Raw genomic sequence first — 15772 nt, forward strand, 5'->3', positions numbered from 1 at the left:
ATCACTCCCCGGCCAAGATCCAGCGTGCCGCCTTCTCGGCGATCATCAGCGTCGGTGAATTGGTATTGCCGCTGGTGATGGTCGGCATCACGCTGGCGTCCACCACGCGCAGCCCGTCTACCCCATGCACCCGCAGGTGCGCATCGACCACCGCCATGGGATCCTCGGCGCGGCCCATTTTCGCCGTGCCCACCGGATGGAAGATGGTGGTGCCGATGTCCCCCGCCAGGCGTGCCAGGTCCTCGTCGCTCTGGTACTCGACGCCGGGCTTGACCTCCTCCGGCCGATACTTGGCAAAGGCCGGCTGCTCGGCGATGCGCCGGGTGACCCGCAGCGAGTCCGCCGCCACCTTGCGATCCTCCTCGGCGCTCAGGTAGTTGGGCGAGATCGCCGGCGCCTGACGCGGGTCGGCGCTCTTGATGCGCACCGTGCCGCGACTGGCGGGGTTGAGGTTGCAGACGCTGGCGGTGATCGCCGGGAAGTCGTGCAGCGGCTGGCCGAAGGCCTCCAGGCTGAGCGGCTGGACGTGATACTCGAGATTGGGATGCGGGTAGTCGTCGCTGCTGCGGGTGAAGGCGCATAGCTGCGACGGCGCCATGCTCATCGGCCCGGTACGGTGCAGCAGGTACTCCAGGCCGATCTTGGCCTTGCCCAGCCAGGAGGCCGCCAGGGTGTTGAGGGTCTTGGCACCGCTGACCCGATAGACCGAACGGATCTGCAGATGATCCTGCAGGTTCTCCCCCACCCCCGGCAGCTCGCGCACAAGCGGAATGTCGTGCTCGGTGAGCAGGTCAGCGGGCCCGATACCGGAGAGCTGCAGCAGCTGCGGCGAGCCGATGGCCCCGCTGGCCAGTATCACTTCGCGGGTGGCCTTCACCCGGCTGAGGCTACCGTTGCGCTGGAGTTCGACGCCGCTGGCACGTGGCGCTCCCCCACTGCCCTCCTCGAACAGCAGCCGCAGCACCTGGGCCGAGTGCCAGAGGGTCAGGTTGTCGCGCTTCGCGACGCCGCGCAGGAAGGCCTTGGAGGCGTTCCAGCGCCAGCCGCCGCGCTGGTTGACCTCGAAGTAGTCGACGCCCTCGTTGTCGCCACGGTTGAAATCGTCGGTGCGTGGTATGCCCGCCTCGACCGCCGCTTCGGCGAAATCATCCAGCACCTCCCAGCTCAGCCGCTGCTTCTCGACCCGCCACTCCCCGCCGTGGCCATGAAAATCGCGGTGAGCGGCATCGGCGTCGCCGCCCTGATCCAGCCGACAGTGGTCCTCATGTTTGATGAAGTCGGGCAGACAGTGCTCCCAGCGCCAGGCGTCGTCGCCCACGGCGTCGGCCCAGCCGTCGTAGTCCCGCGCCTGGCCGCGGATATACAACATGCCGTTGATGCTCGAGCAGCCGCCCAGCGTCTTGCCACGCGGGTAGATCAGCGAACGGCCGTTGAGCCCCGGATCGGGCTCGGTGCGAAACATCCAGTCGGTCCGCGGGTTGTTGATGCAGTAGAGATAACCCACCGGGATATGGATCCAGTGGTAGTTATCGCGCCCGCCCGCCTCGATCAGCAGCACCCGGTTGGTCGGATCGGCGCTCAGGCGATTGGCCAGCAGGCAGCCGGCGGTACCGGCGCCCACCACGATGTAGTCGAACGCTGTCAGATCATCCCGCATTGGCGCACCATTCTTCGTTGCTGTATCGAGCGGCGTCGATGCCGCAGGCCCACTCCAGCCTAACGGCTTGCCAGCGCCCGACAATTGCCCTTTCGGTTAGCCGTCGGCCCCGCGGTCAATGATAGAATGCTGAACTCGCAGCGTGGCCGGGGATGGAGCGATGAAAGTGTTGGTGGTGGAGGATAACGACAATCTGGCGCGCTCCATCTCGGCGGCACTCGAAGACACCGGCTTCAAGGCCGAGGTGAGCCGCGACGGCCGCAGCGCCGAGCACTGCCTGGAGGTGGGCGCTTTCGATCTGCTGGTCCTCGACCTGGGGCTGCCGGAGCTCGACGGTATCAGCCTGCTGCGGCGGCTGCGCCAGCGTCAGGACACCATCCCCGTACTGATCATTTCGGCGCGGGATGCCCTCGACCAGCGCATCCTGGGGCTCGAAGAGGGCGCCGACGACTACCTCTGCAAACCCTTCTCCCTCGACGAGGTGGCCGCCAGGGCCAAGGCGCTGGTGCGCCGCGCCAAACAGTTCGGCGGCGACACCCTGCGCAGCGGTCGCCTGGAATTCCACCCGGATGCCATGGAGCTGCGCCTCGACGGCGAGACGGTCGCGCTGCACCGCCGTGAGCTGGAGGTGATGGAGTACCTGCTGATCAATCAAGGGCGCCTGGTCAGCAAGGGGCAGATCGCCGACCGTCTTTCCACCACCGACGAACCGGTCAGCCACACGGCGGTGGAGACCTACGTGTCGCGCCTGCGCAAGAAACTTGGCGTCGACGTCGGCCTCAAGACGGTGCGCGGCCTGGGCTACCTGCTCGACCCCCAGGATGGCGGCTGATGCGTTCGATTCGGTCCCGCCTGCTGATCTGGATCGGTCTGCCCTTCACTGGTCTGGCCATGCTGGCGCTGCTCTCCAGCTACTACCTGCTGTCGCGACAGATCAACGAGACCTTCGATGACATGCTGCTCAACGCCGCCGAGCGGGTCGAACGGCGCATCCACTCGGTGGATGGCGAGCTGCGCGTCAATATGCACTATTTCAGCATCAGCACCCTGGGCAGTCGTGGCGATGGCAAGATCTTCTATCGCATCCAGGAGGTCGACGGCGGCATGCTGGTCGGCTTTGCCGGCCTCGAAGGGCCGCCTGAGGTCTCCGAGCAGCCGCTGTTCTACGACGTCGACTATGCCGGTAATTCACTGCGCGCCGTCGCCCTGACCTTCCCACTGACCCGCGCCAACCAGTCTCGCGAGATCGAGGTGATCGTCGCCGAGTCCACCGAAGCGCGCCAGGCCCTGGTCAGTGACTTTATGCTCACCCTTAGCGGCCTGATGGCGGTCGGCGGACTGCTCGCCATCTCCATCGCCCTGCTGGCCATCCACAAGGGCCTGGCACCGCTGAATGCCATCCGCCGCTCCCTGCACCGCCGTTCACAGCATGACCTGGAGCCGCTGGTTGGCGAGGTGCCGCGGGAAGTGGCGCCGCTGATTCAAAGCATCAATCAGCTGATGGAGCGCATGCGCCTGAGCATCCAGAACACCCAGCAGCTCAATGCCGACGTCTCGCATCAACTGCGTACGCCGGTCTCGGAGATTCGTGCCCTGAGCGAACTGACCCTGGCGCGCAGCAGCGAGCCCGAGACCCGCGCCAATCTCGACGAGATCAAGCGCATCGCCGAACACGCCGGTCATACCGTCGAGCAGCTGCTCAGATACGCCAAGACGCGCCATGAGCTGGTCGACAGCGCCAACCTCAAGCGGGTCGATCTGGTGGAGATCTGCCGCGACGCCTGCGCCCAGGCAGCGACGAGCATCTATCAGCGCAGCCAGGAGCTGGCCCTGGAAGCCGATGAGCGCACGCCCGCGCTGCTCGGCGACCCCATCATGCTGCGCTGGATGGTGCAGAACCTGATCGACAACGCCAGCCTCCATGCCGGCGGCGAGCAGCCTTATCGCGGCAGCATCCAGGTCAGCGTCGAGTGTCGCGACGGCCGCTGCCTGCTGGCCGTGCGCGATGCTGGGGTGGGCGTCGACGAGGCGCGCCTGGCACGCCTCACCGAACGCTTCTACCGTGCCGATACGCGTGTCCAGGGCAGTGGCCTGGGGCTGGCCATCGCCGAGCAGATCGCCCAGGCCCATGGCGCCGAGTTGATCCTGCGCAACCGCCAGGAGGGCGGCCTCGAGGCCAGCGTCAGCTTCCCGGTGCTGCTTCCCCATAGCGCGCCCGCACCCAGCGCAGCATCAACGGCGTCAGCGCGATAAGCAGCAGCAGGCGCAGCACATGGTGCGACACCACATAGACCGGGTCGACGTCGACGGCCACGGCGATCACCGCCATCTCGCCCACCCCACCGGGCAGTAGCGCGAGCAGCACCGCGACGAAGCCAAGCTCGGTGATGAACGCCACCAGCAGCGCCACCCCTGCCGCCAGGGCCACGGCAAACAGCGCAAACAGCAGCCCCACACGGCCCACCTTCACCACGCGCCGCAAGGAGGTGGACGAGAAGCGCGAGCCGATGGAGCTGCCGAGAATCAGAAAGGTCGGCAGTAGGCAGACGCTGGGCAGTGTCAGTGGCACGCCCAGACTGGTGAGCAGCGCACTCACCACTAGCGGACCGAGAAACTCGGCCAACGGCAGCCGCAGGCGGCGCCCCAGCCACCAGCTTGCCGGCGCCAGCAGCCACCAGAGTAGATCGACGGTGAGAAGCCCAGCGTCATCCGCCATGGCAACTTCATCGACCAGCAGCGCCGCCATCAGCGCGGCGGACGACACCACCACCGCCAGGCGCATGGAGTGGGAAATGGCGATCCAACGCACATCACCGCCGGCACGCTCGGCCAGCACCAGCGCCGTATTCATGCTGCCCGGGAAGGCGCAGAACAGCGCGTTGAGCGGCGCGACACCGCCGCGCATGAAGAGCGCTCCGCCGCCGACCAGCAGCAGCGCCATATAGAGCAGCATGGCGATCACGCTGGGATACCATGCCGCCAACTGCGCCAATTCGCCGGCATCCACGCGCTGCCCGATAAATACCCCCAGCGTGGCGATGGCCAGGCAGTGTAGCCGCTTGTCTACCGCTGTGGTGACGCCCAGCAGCGACACCGCCAGCACCATGAACAGCGCCCCCAGCATCCATGCCAGCGGCAGCGCCAGCAGAGTGGCGATAGCGCCGCCCAGGGCGCCCAGGGCCAGGGTTCGCCCGGTCAACGGCCGTACCGACTTAGCTCGATGCATCGGTCGATGCTAGCCGCTTGCGGCCCAGTCGTGCCATCAACGGCCGCCCGAACAGCGACACCAGCATCAGTACCACGATGCCCATCGCCACCGGCCGTTCGAACAGGTAGGTGATATCACCGCCGCTGATCTGGTGGGAGTGCAGCAGCGATTTCTCGGCCATCGCCCCCAGCAGCATGCCGATCACCGCCGCCGGCACCGAGTAACCGTAGTGGCGGAACAGCCAGCCCACCACGGCGAAGATCAGCACCGTCGCCGGCCCGGTCATATTGCCGGTGAGGCCGAAGGAGCCCATCACCGCCAGCACCAGCACCGACGGAATCAGATAGCGCATCGGCACCTTGATGATATTGGCCAGCAGCGGGATGAACAGCAGCCCGACCACCACCAGCAGGAACACCTGGGCGAAATTGGCGAAGATGATGGCGTAGACCACATCGGTCTGCTGACGAATGAACTGCGGGCCGCCGGTGATATTGTGCATGGCGAAGGCGGCCAGCATCACCGCCGTGGCACCGCCCCCGGGAATGCCCAGGGCCAGCAGCGTCGCCATCGACCCCGCTTCCGAGGTGCTGTTGGCCGATTCGGACGCCACCACCCCCTTGGGATTGCCCTTGCCGAAGGAGGCGGGGTCGGCATCGCGGCGCTGGGTCTCGACGTAGGAGAGCAGGTTCGACACCGACGACCCCACCCCCGGCACGGCGCCGACAAAGACCCCGATCAGGCCGCCGCGGATCATCACCCACGGATAGCGGAGGGCCATGCCAAAGCCTTCGAAGATTTCGCCGATACGCACCTTGCGCGACGCTTCGGACTCGACGATAAAGCCCTTGTTGGCCAGCTTGAACAGCTCGGAAGCGGCGAACATGCCCATCATCGCCGGGATCACCGGCACCCCGTCGAGCAGATAGGTCTGGCCCATGGTGCCGCGCGCCATGCCCAGCTCGTTGAAGCCGATGGTGCCTACCAGCAGGCCGACGAAACCTGCGATCAACCCCTTGAGTACCTGCTCGCCCTTGAGGCTGGCGATCAGCGTCATGCCCCACAGGATCACCGCGAACATCTCCGCCGGCCCCAGTTTCAGCACCATCAGCGAGAGCGGCTGGATCATCACGAACAGAATCAGATAGCCCATCAGCACGCCGATCACCGACGAGGCCAGCGCGATACCCAGGGCCTGGTTATGGCGCCCCTGGCGGGCCATCGGGTAACCATCGAAGGCAGTGGCGATCGCCGACGAGGTGCCGGGGATATTCATCAGGATCGCCGGAATACCGCTGCCGAAAGAGCCGCCGGTAAAGATCGCGGTCAGAAACAGCATCGCCTGGACGAAATCCATGTACAGCGTCATGGGCAGGAAGATCGCCATGGCCATGGAGATCTGCAGCCCCGGCGTGGCGCCGAAGATCAGGCCGATAATGATCCCCGGCACCACTACCAGCCAGGGGCTAAAGTCGGAAAACAGCAGATTCAGGCCCTGCTCGACGGCCGTGAAATCGATCATGGTGTTACCCCGTTAGCCCTGGAGGATCAGCATATGCATGGGATAGGGCAGCATCAGCGCGAAGAAGAACGCCACGCCAAAGCCGAAGGCCAGGCTGTAGCCGCCGAGTAGCAGCCAGTTGCGCTCGCCTTTCAGCACCAGGAAGGCGGCAATGAAGAGCACCGTGGCCACGTCAAAACCGAGCGTTTCCAGCGAGATCACATAGGCGGCGAAGAGCCCTACCACCGGCAGGGTCTGGCGCAGCGGTTCATCTTCGGGACGCGCCAGCAGCGTGCCCTTGCGCAGCCGCACTACCAGCTCCAGCAGCACGATGGTCAGCACGATCAGGGCCAGGGGGAGAATCAGCAGCAGGTTCTGGACGGCGGACGAGACGCGAATGGCATCGAACAGATACCAGAGCGTAAAGCCAGCCAGGGCCATGAGGACCAGCAGGTCCCCATAGTCGCGATCACGGGTGGTCATGACATCACTCCCAGCCGCCCCATGCGGAGCATGAGGCGGCGGCAACGGATAGCATCAGTTGAGCAGGTGGGCGTACTTCTCGAAGGTCTCGTAGTTCTCGCGCATCAGCTCATTGGCACGCTCGGGACCGACCCAAACGCCGCCGATATCCTGGCTCTCGAGCTGATCCTGGACCTCCTTGCGCGCCAAGGCGTTCTGGATCGCGTCGGCCAGGATCTCGAAGCGCTCGGGATGCTGACGCTCGAACTCGCTAGTCACCGCGAAACCGCGCATGGAGCCCTGCAGCACCGGCACCTCCAGGTCCATGTCGGCGAGCGCCTCATTGATGGGCGGAGCATCCCACTGGTCGATACGCTCGTCGTTGACGATCGCCAACGGCGTCAGGAATTCGCGGATGCCTTCGCTGCCCTGGGCGCTGATCGACACGAAATCGACCTGCTGGCCGGCGACCGCCGAGCGCGCCTCACCGCCGCTGTTGTAGGTCACCAGGTTGAGGTTGTCCTGGGGGATGCCGGCCTCATCGAGCAGCAGGCGCACCATCAGGTGACCGGCAGAGCCCTGCACCACCGAACCACGCACCTCGCCGGGGTTGTCGCGAATGGCTTCCAGCAGCGTCGGCAGGTCCTCAAAACCGCTGTCCTTGTTGGCCGCGATCAGGTCGAGGTCGAACCACTGGAAATTGAGATAGGAGAAGTCATCGACGCTGTAGTCGGCACCGCCGCTCAGGATGGTGTTGGTCAGGTAGGGAGCAAACGTCGAGGCGTACAGCGTATAGCCGTCATCCGGCATATTGAGGATGTAGTTGGCCGATACCTGGGTGCCTGCCCCGGGGCGATTGGTGACCTGCACCGGCACTCCGAGCTCCTCGGCGACAAAGCTCGACATGGTCCGGGTCATGCGGTCAGCGCTGCCCCCGGTACCGAAACCGACCACCATATTGACCGGCCGATCGGGAAACTCTTCTGCCACCACCGGCAGCGCGAGCGTAGACAGCATGGCGGCAGCCCCCACCAGCAGCGCACTCTTGTTGATAATATTGAGCATGGCGTTTCCCCTCTTGTAAGGATTTATTGTCACAGGCAAGTGCCTATGTGGAAATGCACGCTATCCGACGAAACTGTCACCAAGCTTGCACGGCGCCATCTCTAGACCAAAGTTGAATCCCCCTTGGCCGGTCCGAAACGCCAGGCGAGATCGCCGGATATGGCGTAATACGCCAATCAAGCGACGCATCATGTAGCGTCGATCCAGCGCGTCAGGGCGACACTCCCCACATCGCATTCACTCGCGGGAGGAGCCCCACCATGAATCGCAACGTCATTCTGACCTGCGCCGTCACCGGCGCCGGCGACACCACCGCCAAGAGCGACAGGGTGCCGGTCACCCCCCGGCAGATTGCCGACGACTGCATCGCCGCCGCCCAAGCCGGCGCCAGCATCGCGCATATCCATGTGCGCGACCCCGCGACAGGGGGTATCAGCCACTCCGTGGACCATTTCCGCGAGGTGATGGAGCGGGTCCGCGAGGCGGACGTGGATATCGTCATGAATATCACCGCCGGCGGCGGCGGCGACTGGTTTCCCGATGCCCAGGACCCCACCCGCGGCGGCCCGGGCACCGATATCCAGACCCCGGCACAGCGCCACGAACCGGTGAGCGAGTTGCTGCCGGAGCTCTGCACCCTCGACTGCGGCAGCCTCAACTTCGGCGACATGGTCTACGTGAATCCCGCCGACTGGCTGCGTGAGCACGCCCGCCTGGTGCAGGCCGCCGGGGTAAAACCGGAGCTGGAGTGCTTCGATCTGGGCCATGTATGGTTCGCCCGCCAGCTGCAGCAGGAGGGCCTGATCGACGGCGATCCCCTCTACCAGCTCTGTCTGGGCATTCCCTGGGGCGCCGAAGCAGACACCGAGACCATGCTGACCATGCGCAACAAGCTGCCCCACAACGCCCACTGGGCGGCCTTCGGTATCGGTCGTCAGCAGATGCCCATGGTCGCCCAGGCGGTGCTGCTCGGCGGCCATGCCCGGGTCGGACTGGAGGACAATCTCTATCTCAAGAAGGGCGTACTGGCCAGCAACGGCCAGTTGGTGGAGAAAGCCGCCAGCCTGATCGATAACCTCGGCGCCCGGGTCATGACCCCGGCCGAGACCCGCACCCATCTCAAGCTGCGCGATCCGCACAGTGGTCAGATCGCAGGAGGTGCGGTATGAGTCGTCGTCTCGCCGTGATCGGCACCGGGGTGATCGGCAACGGCTGGATCGCCCGGGCTCTGGCCCAAGGCTGGGACGTCGTGGCCTTCGACCCGGCGCCGGACGCCCCCGAGCGCAGCCGCGCCTTCGTCGACAACGCCTGGCCATCGCTTGAACGCCTGGGCCTGGCCGAGGGCGCCAGCCCCGCACGACTCCGCTTCGTGGCTAGCCCCGAGGAGGCCGTTGTCGGCGCCGACCTGATCCAGGAGAACGTGCCCGAGCGCCTGGCGCTCAAGCGCGAGATCCTCGCCGCCCTGGACGCCGCCGCCGACGCGGAGGTGATCATCGGTTCCTCCACCTCCGGCTTCAAGCCCAGCGACCTGCAGCGCGACTGCAGCCGGGCGCCGGGGCGGGTGATCGTCGCCCACCCCTTCAACCCGGTCTACCTGCTGCCGCTGGTCGAGCTGGTGGGGGGCGAGGCCACTGCCGCCGAGCAGACCCGGCTCGCCACGTCGCTCTATCAGGCGCTCGAGATGCGCCCGCTGGTGGTGCGTCGCGAGATCGAGGGGCATATCGCCGACCGCCTGATGGAGGCGCTATGGCGGGAGGCGCTGCACCTGGTCAACGACGGCGTGGCCACTACCGAAGAGATCGACGCCGCGGTGGTCTACGGCTGCGGCCTGCGCTGGTCGCTGATGGGCACCTTCCTGACCTTCCATCTGGCCGGCGGTGAGCCGGGCATGCGCCATATGCTGGAGCAGTTCGGCCCCGCCCTGAAGCTGCCCTGGACCAAGCTCGAGGCTCCCGAGCTCACCGACGAGCTGATCGACAAGGTGGTCGAAGGCTGCGAGCACCAGGCCGCCGGCCGCCCGGTGGCTGAGCTCGACCGCCGCCGCGATGACTTCCTGGTGGAACTGCTCGGCCTGGTGCACAAGTACTGGCCCGAAGCGGAAGGCCTGGAGGGGCGCATCTGATGATGATCCTCGAGACCCGGGTGGCCCCGGCGTGGGTCGATTACAACGGTCATATGAACGACGCCGAATACGCCAGGGTCTTCTCCCTGGCGGTGGAGGCGTTGATGGCGCATATCGGCCTGGATGCCGCAGGACGCGCCCGCCACGGCTATACCATCTACACCCTGGAGACCCACCTCTGCTACCGCCGTGGGGCCCATGAGGGCCAGCCACTGCAAGTGACGCTGACCCTGCTGGATCACGACGCCAAGCGGCTGCATGTCCTCTTCGAACTGCTCGACGAGGAGCGCAGCCTGCTAGCCTCTAGCGAGCAGATGCTGATGGGCATCAACCAGCAGAGCGGCCGCCCCGACGCCTTCCCGGCGCCGGTCGCCGACGTCGTTGCCGCCCTGCCCCAGGCCGAACCAGATGCCTGGCCGACACTCGCCGGGCGCAGCATCGCTATCCGGCGCTAAGCGAATGGATATCGAGACCTTTATCCAACGCTTCGCCGCCGGCCTGGCCGAGCTCGAAGGGCTGGCGCCAGCGGCGGCGAGAGCCCGCTACGACGCACTCTGCGCCGATTTTTCACCGCCCGACCCAGCGGGCCTGGAAGTGGCAGACGAGCGCCTGGCCGGCGTGGCGGTACGCCGCTTGATACCGGCAGCGGCTAACGCTGGGCGAGTGCTTTTCGTGCATGGTGGTGGCTTCACGCTGGGCTCACCGAGGAGCCATCACGGCGTGGCGGCGAGCCTCGCCGTTCAGCTCAACCGTGAGGTAGTGAGCGTCGACTACCGCCTGGCTCCAGAGGTGGGCTATGCCACCATGCTCGCCGACTGCCGTGCAGTGGCAGAGGCCATCGCCCCGCTGGCGCTGGTGGGCGACAGCGCCGGCGGGCGGCTGGTGCTCGACCTGGCCAGGGAGCTGCCGGCCCCGACACCGCCGCTGGGGTTGATCTATCCGCCGTTGGGCGGCCTCGATGGCTCGACGCTGGGCCCCGATGCCCCGCTGCTCAGTCGCAACGACGTCCTCTCGATTCGCCGCCTCTGCCCAGCAGCTCTGCCAATGATCGCCGAAATGGAACCGCCGAGCCGCCATCTACACGTGCTGACGGTGGAACACGACCCCCTTACCGCGCCACTGGAAGCCGCCGTCGACGCTTGGCGCAACGCCGGAGCAGAGGTCGTCTATCGCTGCGCCCCGGGCATGGTCCACGCCGCCCTGCATGCCCACGCGCTACTGCCCACAATGCACAGCGCCTGGCAGGACTTCTGCCAGGCGCTGAAGGCTCGTCTCTAAACCGCCGCAGCGGTGGCGAGGGTATTATGGGTAGGCGGCGCTGACCGTCTCGATGGCCGGCTCCCCGTCGCGTGCCTCGACGCCATCCAACCACTCGGCGACGATATCGAGGTTTGCGCCAATCCACTCACGGGCCACCTCGTCGGCGGGATGGTCCTCATAGCTGTAGCCATGCACCCAATCATTCTGGACCTCGATATCCACCACAAACTGCGACAGAAAGCGGTGCAGCTGGGGATCCTCGGTGGCCAGACTAGTCGGCACGATAGTCCACACCGTACTCTCGATGGCCGCAATGCCGGCGTCGTCGGCATCCTCCAGATAGACCAGATCGAAGCTGACATTCATCCAGTGGGGCTCCCAGCCGACGAAGGTTACCCACTCCTGGTTGTCCATCATCTGACCGGCCTGTGCCAGCATCGCCGCGGTGGAGCTTTCGCGCAGGTTCCAGTCGCCCAGCCCTGCCAGATCCTGATCAATCGCCGCCAGTATGGCGTTGTTGACGCCACTACCGGCCTCGATCCCCAGGATATTGCCGCCAAAGCGCTCCCTGTGTGCCGCCAGGTCGGCGACCGAGTCAACCCCGGCCTCATGCACGTAGCGCGGCACCACTAACCCCGAATTGGCGCCCTCGATATTCGAGACCAACTTCTCGAGCTTGCCGGCATCGACCAGCGGTTCGACCATATCAACCTGTACCGGATACCAGCCGCCCAGGTAGACATCCAGGTCGTCATTGGCCAACCCTTCGAGAATCACGCTGACCGCCAGCTCCCTCTGACGCGTGTCGTAGCCCATCGCCTGCATCAGCTGGGCCGCCACCTCCGACTTGACGGTGACCCCTGGCCACGGCGGCACACCGAAGCGTACCTCGTCGAGATCGGCCTGCGCCTGAGCGGCGAACAGTAGCGGAGCAAGCACGGCGATACCGCGCAGTGCGCGCGACGATAGAGCAGCATTAGCGAACATGGGACTCTGCCTCTTATTTGATGATGTACTATCAGTCTGCCCGGTTTAGGAGAACGAACTTGACGCAACACGACACCATCACCACGCTATACGTCTTTCTCACATGGCCATGAGCTGCGCGCCCTGGTAACGGCCGCCCAGCGCGCGCCAATAGTGACCCATCATGCGACTCCATTATTCAGGCCCTGAGCCCGAACCCATCGGTATCCTGCTGCTGCCACGCTTCGCCATGGTGGCGCTGTTCTCCGCTATCGAGCCGCTGCGTATCGCCAATCGCATGGCCGGGCGCGAGCTGTTCCGCTGGCACGTGATCAGCCTCGACGGGGCGCCGGTGGCGGCCAGCAACGGCATGCTCCTGGGCGTCGACATGGCGCTGGAGCGGGCGCCGGCGTTTCCCAGCCTGGCGGTCTGCGCCAGCTTCGCGCCCGACGCGGCCCTGACTCCAGCGCTGCTCGACTCACTGCGCGAGAGGGCGGCCCGGGGCTGCGTGCTGGGCGGCATGGATACCGGCTGCGTGGCGCTCGCCGCGGCGGGGTTGCTGGACGACCAGACCGTCACCCTGCACTGGGAGAGCCTGCCCGATTTCCGCCGCCGCTTTCCCCAGATCGACGCCGTGGAGTCCCTCTACGAAGTGGAGCCTCAGGGCTTCTCCTGCGCCGGCGGCAGCGCTGCCATCGACATGGCCCTGGACCTGGTCCGCCGCCGCCACGGCGAGGCCCTGGCGACCAGGGTCAATGCCCAGCTGGTGCATGCCCGGGGCCGCCTTCCCGCCAGCCGCCAGCGCCCCGACGCGCCGCCCCATCTGCCCATCGAGCTGCGCCGTGCCATCGGCCTGATGGAGGCCAACCTCGAGTCGCCCCTGGCGATCGCCGATCTCGCCGAGCGACTGTCGCTCTCCTGGCGCGGCCTGGAGCGCCTCTTCCTGCGCTATCTGGAACGCTCTCCCCGGGACCACTATCTGGGGCTGCGCCTCGACCACGCCCACGGCCTGCTGCTAGAGACCTCCCACCGGGTGCTGGATATCGCCCTGGCCTGCGGGTTCGCCTCCGCCTCCAGCTTTACTCGCGCCTTCCGTCAGCGCCACGCCGTCACGCCAAGCCAGCTGCGCCGACAACAGAACCGCGCCTGGCTGTCGAATGGTGCATAGTCAGCGTCGAATGGTGCCGCATTTCTCTACGTCGCAGCAGGCAACCTAAGCCCCTCGACTCACCCAGGAGAGGCCACCATGAACGCGTTTTCGCCCCCGACTCTGCCGCTGACCCCGGATTACGACGCCTGGCCCATCGAGGCAGACATACTCTCGGTCGAACACGACGCACGAGTCGTGACTCTGGGCTGGAGCGACGGCCGTCAGAGCCGCTATCACGGCATCTGGCTGCGCGAGAACGCCGCCGACGAGAGCACCGTTAACCCCGCCACCCGGGAGCGCATTCTCGACCTATCCGCTCTGCCCGCCTGGCCGGACATTGCCGCCGCCGAGATCGATGACGCTGGCGCCCTCTGCATCAGCTTTGCCCCCGAGGGGCGCAAACTGCGCTTCCACCCCGGCTGGCTGCGCGCCCACGACTACGACAATGCCGACGATCCCGAGGCGCCGCTGGTGCCAGTCAGGCTCTGGCACGGCGGGCCCAGCACAGGCCCAGACAGCCTCGATGCCAGCGGCCTGCTCGATGCTGAGCCGGCCAGCGAGACCGAGGAGGCGATTCTCGCGCCGGCGCTGGAGAGCGTGCTGAGCAAGGGGCTGGTGCGCCTGCGCGGCCTGCCCACCGAGCCAGGCTCGCTGGAGGCCATCGCCCGGCGCATCGGTCCAGTCCGGCCCACCAACTTCGGCCTGCTGTTTGACGTCAAGGCCAAGCCAAACCCGGACTCCAACGCCTATACCTCCATCGCCCTGCCGCCGCACACCGACCTGCCGACCCGCGAATATCACCCGGGGTTGCAGCTGCTGCACTGCCTGGAGAACGGCGTGGAGGGCGGCCAGGCGGTAATGCTCGACGGCTTCGCTGTCGCCGAGGCGCTGCGTCAGCGCGATCCCGAGGCCTTTGCCATCCTGACCCGGGTGCACTGGTGCTACGCCAATACCGCCAAAACCAGCGACTACGTCTGGTACTCGCCGATGATCCGCCTCGATACCCGCGGCGAGCTGCTCGAGGTACGTATCGCCGATTTTCTGCGTGGCCCACTGCAAGCGCCCTTCGAGGCGGTGGAATCTGCCTACGAGGCACTGATGACGCTGCAGGCGATGCTGCGCGAACCGGGCTTCGCCATTCGCTTCACCTACGCGCCCGGTGACCTGGTGATCTTCGACAATCGCCGGCTGCTGCATGCCCGCGACGCCTTCGAGGGCACCAGCGGCCACCGCTGGCTGCAGGGCTGCTACATGGAGCGCGACGAGATCCGCTCACGCTATCGCATGATGCAGCGCGCCCGGCGCCAGCGGCGGCTCAAGGTGGGGCAGGAGCCCTAAAGCGAGCCGCGCTCGGCGGTGGTGCTCGGCGCCTCATTGAAGCGCTGCCGATAGGCCCGCGAAAAGTGGGCCGGCTGGGTGAAGCCGGCGGCCAGGGCCGCCTCGGTGACCCGGCAGCGGCTATCGGCGAGGATACGCCGCGCCTGATCGAGGCGCAGGCCCAGGTAGCACTGCTTGGGGCTCTCGCCGAAGTGGGCGATAAACAGCCGCGTCAGCTGGCGCTGAGACTGACCCACCAGGCGACATACCTCAGGAATCGGCAACGCCTGGGCCAGATTGGCCTCCATCACCGCCAGGGCCCGCACCACACTGCGCGGCAGCTGCTCATAGAGGTGACGCTGGGCCAGGGAGGCCTCGCCGCTGGCCCGCCGATGGACCAGCTGGCGACCCACCGCATTGGCCAGGGCCGGGCCGTAGGCCTGCTCGACCCAGTCCAGCATCATGTCGATCCCGGCGGAGCCTCCGGAACCGGTCAGGCGCTCGCTGCCGAACTCGTAGCGGGCCTGGCTGATCGCCAGGTGGGGAAACTCCTGGCGAAAGGCCGGCACGCTCTCCCAGTGCAGGGCCACGCGATAGCCTTCCAACACCCCCGCTCGGGCAAGAATGAAGGGCGCCGTATCCAGTCCGCCCAGCCAGCCGCCATGGGCGGCGATACGCCGCAGCACCGCGCGCTCCACCGCCCCCACCGTCAGCTCCGCCTCATAGGATGAAACCACCATCAGTCCGGCATCGTCGGCCAGCGTCTCCAGCGGTCCATCCACGTCGATACGCACCCCGTTGCTGGCGACCACCGCCTGACCGGTGGCGGAGCGCAGCCGCCAGGCGAAGAGGTTACGTCCGAAACGATTGGCCACCCGCAGCGGTTCCAGCAGACAAAACAGCGTCAGCATCGAGAATTTGGGCACCAGCCACACGTCCATGGTGTGCTCGGCCTCATCGGGGGTCAGCAGCGGGGGTGAGTCGGGGCGCGGATAGGGCCACTTATCGGGGTAGGTTTCCATCATGGCCAATAAGATCAAGCATGCGGCTAATTTTATCAAGTT

15 protein-coding genes are annotated in these 15772 nt (G+C 66.3%); 8 read left to right on the top strand and 7 right to left on the bottom strand.

Annotated elements, in window-relative coordinates; all coding sequences use genetic code 11:
* Nucleotide 1: 1 nt before the first annotated feature.
* The gene (locus IEI94_RS19035) at nt 2-1657 is read right to left on the bottom strand and encodes a GMC family oxidoreductase (RefSeq protein WP_191168814.1); all 1656 of its coding nucleotides are present in this window, start codon (nt 1655-1657) and stop codon (nt 2-4) included.
* Nucleotides 1658-1817: 160 nt separating this feature from the next.
* On the opposite strand from IEI94_RS19035, the gene IEI94_RS19040 reads away from it, so the two are divergent.
* Together IEI94_RS19040 and IEI94_RS19045 are read left to right on the top strand one after the other, a co-directional pair.
* On the top strand, nt 1818-2489 hold the full coding sequence (locus IEI94_RS19040; RefSeq protein ID WP_191168815.1) for a response regulator transcription factor: 672 nt from the start codon (nt 1818-1820) through the stop codon (nt 2487-2489).
* The gene (locus IEI94_RS19045; RefSeq protein ID WP_191168816.1) at nt 2489-3910 is read left to right on the top strand and encodes a sensor histidine kinase; all 1422 of its coding nucleotides are present in this window, start codon (nt 2489-2491) and stop codon (nt 3908-3910) included. The genes IEI94_RS19040 and IEI94_RS19045 overlap by 1 nt, the downstream gene beginning before the upstream one ends.
* Here IEI94_RS19045 and IEI94_RS19050 read toward each other — a convergent pair.
* Genes IEI94_RS19050 through IEI94_RS19065 form a run of 4 tightly spaced genes read right to left on the bottom strand, consistent with a single transcriptional unit; the run spans nt 3840 to nt 7893 of the window.
* Nucleotides 3840-4883, bottom strand: a complete 1044-nt coding sequence (locus IEI94_RS19050) for an AbrB family transcriptional regulator (protein ID WP_191168817.1) — start codon at nt 4881-4883, stop codon at nt 3840-3842. The genes IEI94_RS19045 and IEI94_RS19050 overlap by 71 nt on opposite strands.
* Nucleotides 4870-6387 (bottom strand): tripartite tricarboxylate transporter permease, encoded by a 1518-nt coding sequence (locus IEI94_RS19055; protein WP_191168818.1) that lies wholly within the window; start codon nt 6385-6387, stop codon nt 4870-4872. Before IEI94_RS19055 ends, IEI94_RS19050 begins: the two co-directional genes overlap by 14 nt.
* A 12-nt stretch (nt 6388-6399) precedes the next feature.
* A complete protein-coding gene (locus IEI94_RS19060; protein ID WP_191168819.1) occupies nt 6400-6849 on the bottom strand; it encodes a tripartite tricarboxylate transporter TctB family protein in 450 nt (149 codons plus the stop codon).
* A 54-nt stretch (nt 6850-6903) separates the two neighbouring features.
* The gene (locus IEI94_RS19065) at nt 6904-7893 is read right to left on the bottom strand and encodes a Bug family tripartite tricarboxylate transporter substrate binding protein (protein ID WP_191168820.1); all 990 of its coding nucleotides are present in this window, start codon (nt 7891-7893) and stop codon (nt 6904-6906) included.
* Nucleotides 7894-8153: 260 nt separating this feature from the next.
* Here IEI94_RS19065 and IEI94_RS19070 point away from each other — a divergent pair, with 260 nt between their 5' ends.
* From IEI94_RS19070 to IEI94_RS19085, 4 genes are read left to right on the top strand one after another with little or no spacing between them, the layout of a single operon-like run.
* A complete protein-coding gene (locus IEI94_RS19070) occupies nt 8154-9062 on the top strand; it encodes a 3-keto-5-aminohexanoate cleavage protein (protein WP_191168821.1) in 909 nt (302 codons plus the stop codon).
* A complete protein-coding gene (locus IEI94_RS19075; protein ID WP_191168822.1) occupies nt 9059-10015 on the top strand; it encodes an L-carnitine dehydrogenase in 957 nt (318 codons plus the stop codon). Before IEI94_RS19070 ends, IEI94_RS19075 begins: the two co-directional genes overlap by 4 nt.
* The gene (locus IEI94_RS19080) at nt 10015-10470 is read left to right on the top strand and encodes a thioesterase family protein (protein ID WP_191168823.1); all 456 of its coding nucleotides are present in this window, start codon (nt 10015-10017) and stop codon (nt 10468-10470) included. Before IEI94_RS19075 ends, IEI94_RS19080 begins: the two co-directional genes overlap by 1 nt.
* 4 nt (nt 10471-10474) lie before the next feature.
* Nucleotides 10475-11293: an alpha/beta hydrolase fold domain-containing protein gene (locus tag IEI94_RS19085; protein WP_191168824.1), complete on the top strand. Its 819-nt coding sequence runs from the start codon at nt 10475-10477 to the stop codon at nt 11291-11293.
* Nucleotides 11294-11317: 24 nt separating this feature from the next.
* Here IEI94_RS19085 and IEI94_RS19090 read toward each other — a convergent pair whose 3' ends face one another.
* Nucleotides 11318-12262, bottom strand: coding sequence for an ABC transporter substrate-binding protein (locus IEI94_RS19090; RefSeq protein WP_191168825.1), 945 nt, complete (start codon nt 12260-12262; stop codon nt 11318-11320).
* Between the two features lie 163 nt (nt 12263-12425).
* Between IEI94_RS19090 and IEI94_RS19095 the strand changes: the two genes are divergently transcribed.
* Together IEI94_RS19095 and IEI94_RS19100 are read left to right on the top strand one after the other, a co-directional pair.
* Nucleotides 12426-13409, top strand: a complete 984-nt coding sequence (locus IEI94_RS19095) for a GlxA family transcriptional regulator (RefSeq protein WP_191168826.1) — start codon at nt 12426-12428, stop codon at nt 13407-13409.
* 78 nt (nt 13410-13487) lie between these two features.
* Nucleotides 13488-14729, top strand: a complete 1242-nt coding sequence (locus tag IEI94_RS19100) for a TauD/TfdA family dioxygenase (RefSeq protein WP_191168827.1) — start codon at nt 13488-13490, stop codon at nt 14727-14729.
* On the opposite strand, the gene IEI94_RS19105 is transcribed toward IEI94_RS19100, so the two are convergent.
* The gene (locus IEI94_RS19105) at nt 14726-15733 is read right to left on the bottom strand and encodes a GlxA family transcriptional regulator (protein ID WP_191168828.1); all 1008 of its coding nucleotides are present in this window, start codon (nt 15731-15733) and stop codon (nt 14726-14728) included. The genes IEI94_RS19100 and IEI94_RS19105 overlap by 4 nt on opposite strands.
* Between the last annotated feature and the right edge of the window lie 39 nt (nt 15734-15772).

The sequence above is a fragment of the Halomonas sp. ML-15 genome, assembly GCF_014779595.1.
Lineage (GTDB): Bacteria > Pseudomonadota > Gammaproteobacteria > Pseudomonadales > Halomonadaceae > Franzmannia.

Excerpts from the sequence above, each read along its gene's own strand:
- IEI94_RS19035 (WP_191168814.1), bottom strand. The coding sequence starts at position 1,657 with ATGCGGGATGATCTGACAGCGTTCGACTACATCGTGGTGGGCGCCGGT.
- IEI94_RS19040 (WP_191168815.1), top strand. The coding sequence starts at position 1,818 with ATGAAAGTGTTGGTGGTGGAGGATAACGACAATCTGGCGCGCTCCATC.
- IEI94_RS19045 (WP_191168816.1), top strand. The coding sequence starts at position 2,489 with ATGCGTTCGATTCGGTCCCGCCTGCTGATCTGGATCGGTCTGCCCTTC.
- IEI94_RS19050 (WP_191168817.1), bottom strand. The coding sequence starts at position 4,883 with ATGCATCGAGCTAAGTCGGTACGGCCGTTGACCGGGCGAACCCTGGCC.
- IEI94_RS19055 (WP_191168818.1), bottom strand. The coding sequence starts at position 6,387 with ATGATCGATTTCACGGCCGTCGAGCAGGGCCTGAATCTGCTGTTTTCC.
- IEI94_RS19060 (WP_191168819.1), bottom strand. The coding sequence starts at position 6,849 with ATGACCACCCGTGATCGCGACTATGGGGACCTGCTGGTCCTCATGGCC.
- IEI94_RS19065 (WP_191168820.1), bottom strand. The coding sequence starts at position 7,893 with ATGCTCAATATTATCAACAAGAGTGCGCTGCTGGTGGGGGCTGCCGCC.
- IEI94_RS19070 (WP_191168821.1), top strand. The coding sequence starts at position 8,154 with ATGAATCGCAACGTCATTCTGACCTGCGCCGTCACCGGCGCCGGCGAC.
- IEI94_RS19075 (WP_191168822.1), top strand. The coding sequence starts at position 9,059 with ATGAGTCGTCGTCTCGCCGTGATCGGCACCGGGGTGATCGGCAACGGC.
- IEI94_RS19080 (WP_191168823.1), top strand. The coding sequence starts at position 10,015 with ATGATGATCCTCGAGACCCGGGTGGCCCCGGCGTGGGTCGATTACAAC.
- IEI94_RS19085 (WP_191168824.1), top strand. The coding sequence starts at position 10,475 with ATGGATATCGAGACCTTTATCCAACGCTTCGCCGCCGGCCTGGCCGAG.
- IEI94_RS19090 (WP_191168825.1), bottom strand. The coding sequence starts at position 12,262 with ATGTTCGCTAATGCTGCTCTATCGTCGCGCGCACTGCGCGGTATCGCC.
- IEI94_RS19095 (WP_191168826.1), top strand. The coding sequence starts at position 12,426 with ATGCGACTCCATTATTCAGGCCCTGAGCCCGAACCCATCGGTATCCTG.
- IEI94_RS19100 (WP_191168827.1), top strand. The coding sequence starts at position 13,488 with ATGAACGCGTTTTCGCCCCCGACTCTGCCGCTGACCCCGGATTACGAC.
- IEI94_RS19105 (WP_191168828.1), bottom strand. The coding sequence starts at position 15,733 with ATGATGGAAACCTACCCCGATAAGTGGCCCTATCCGCGCCCCGACTCA.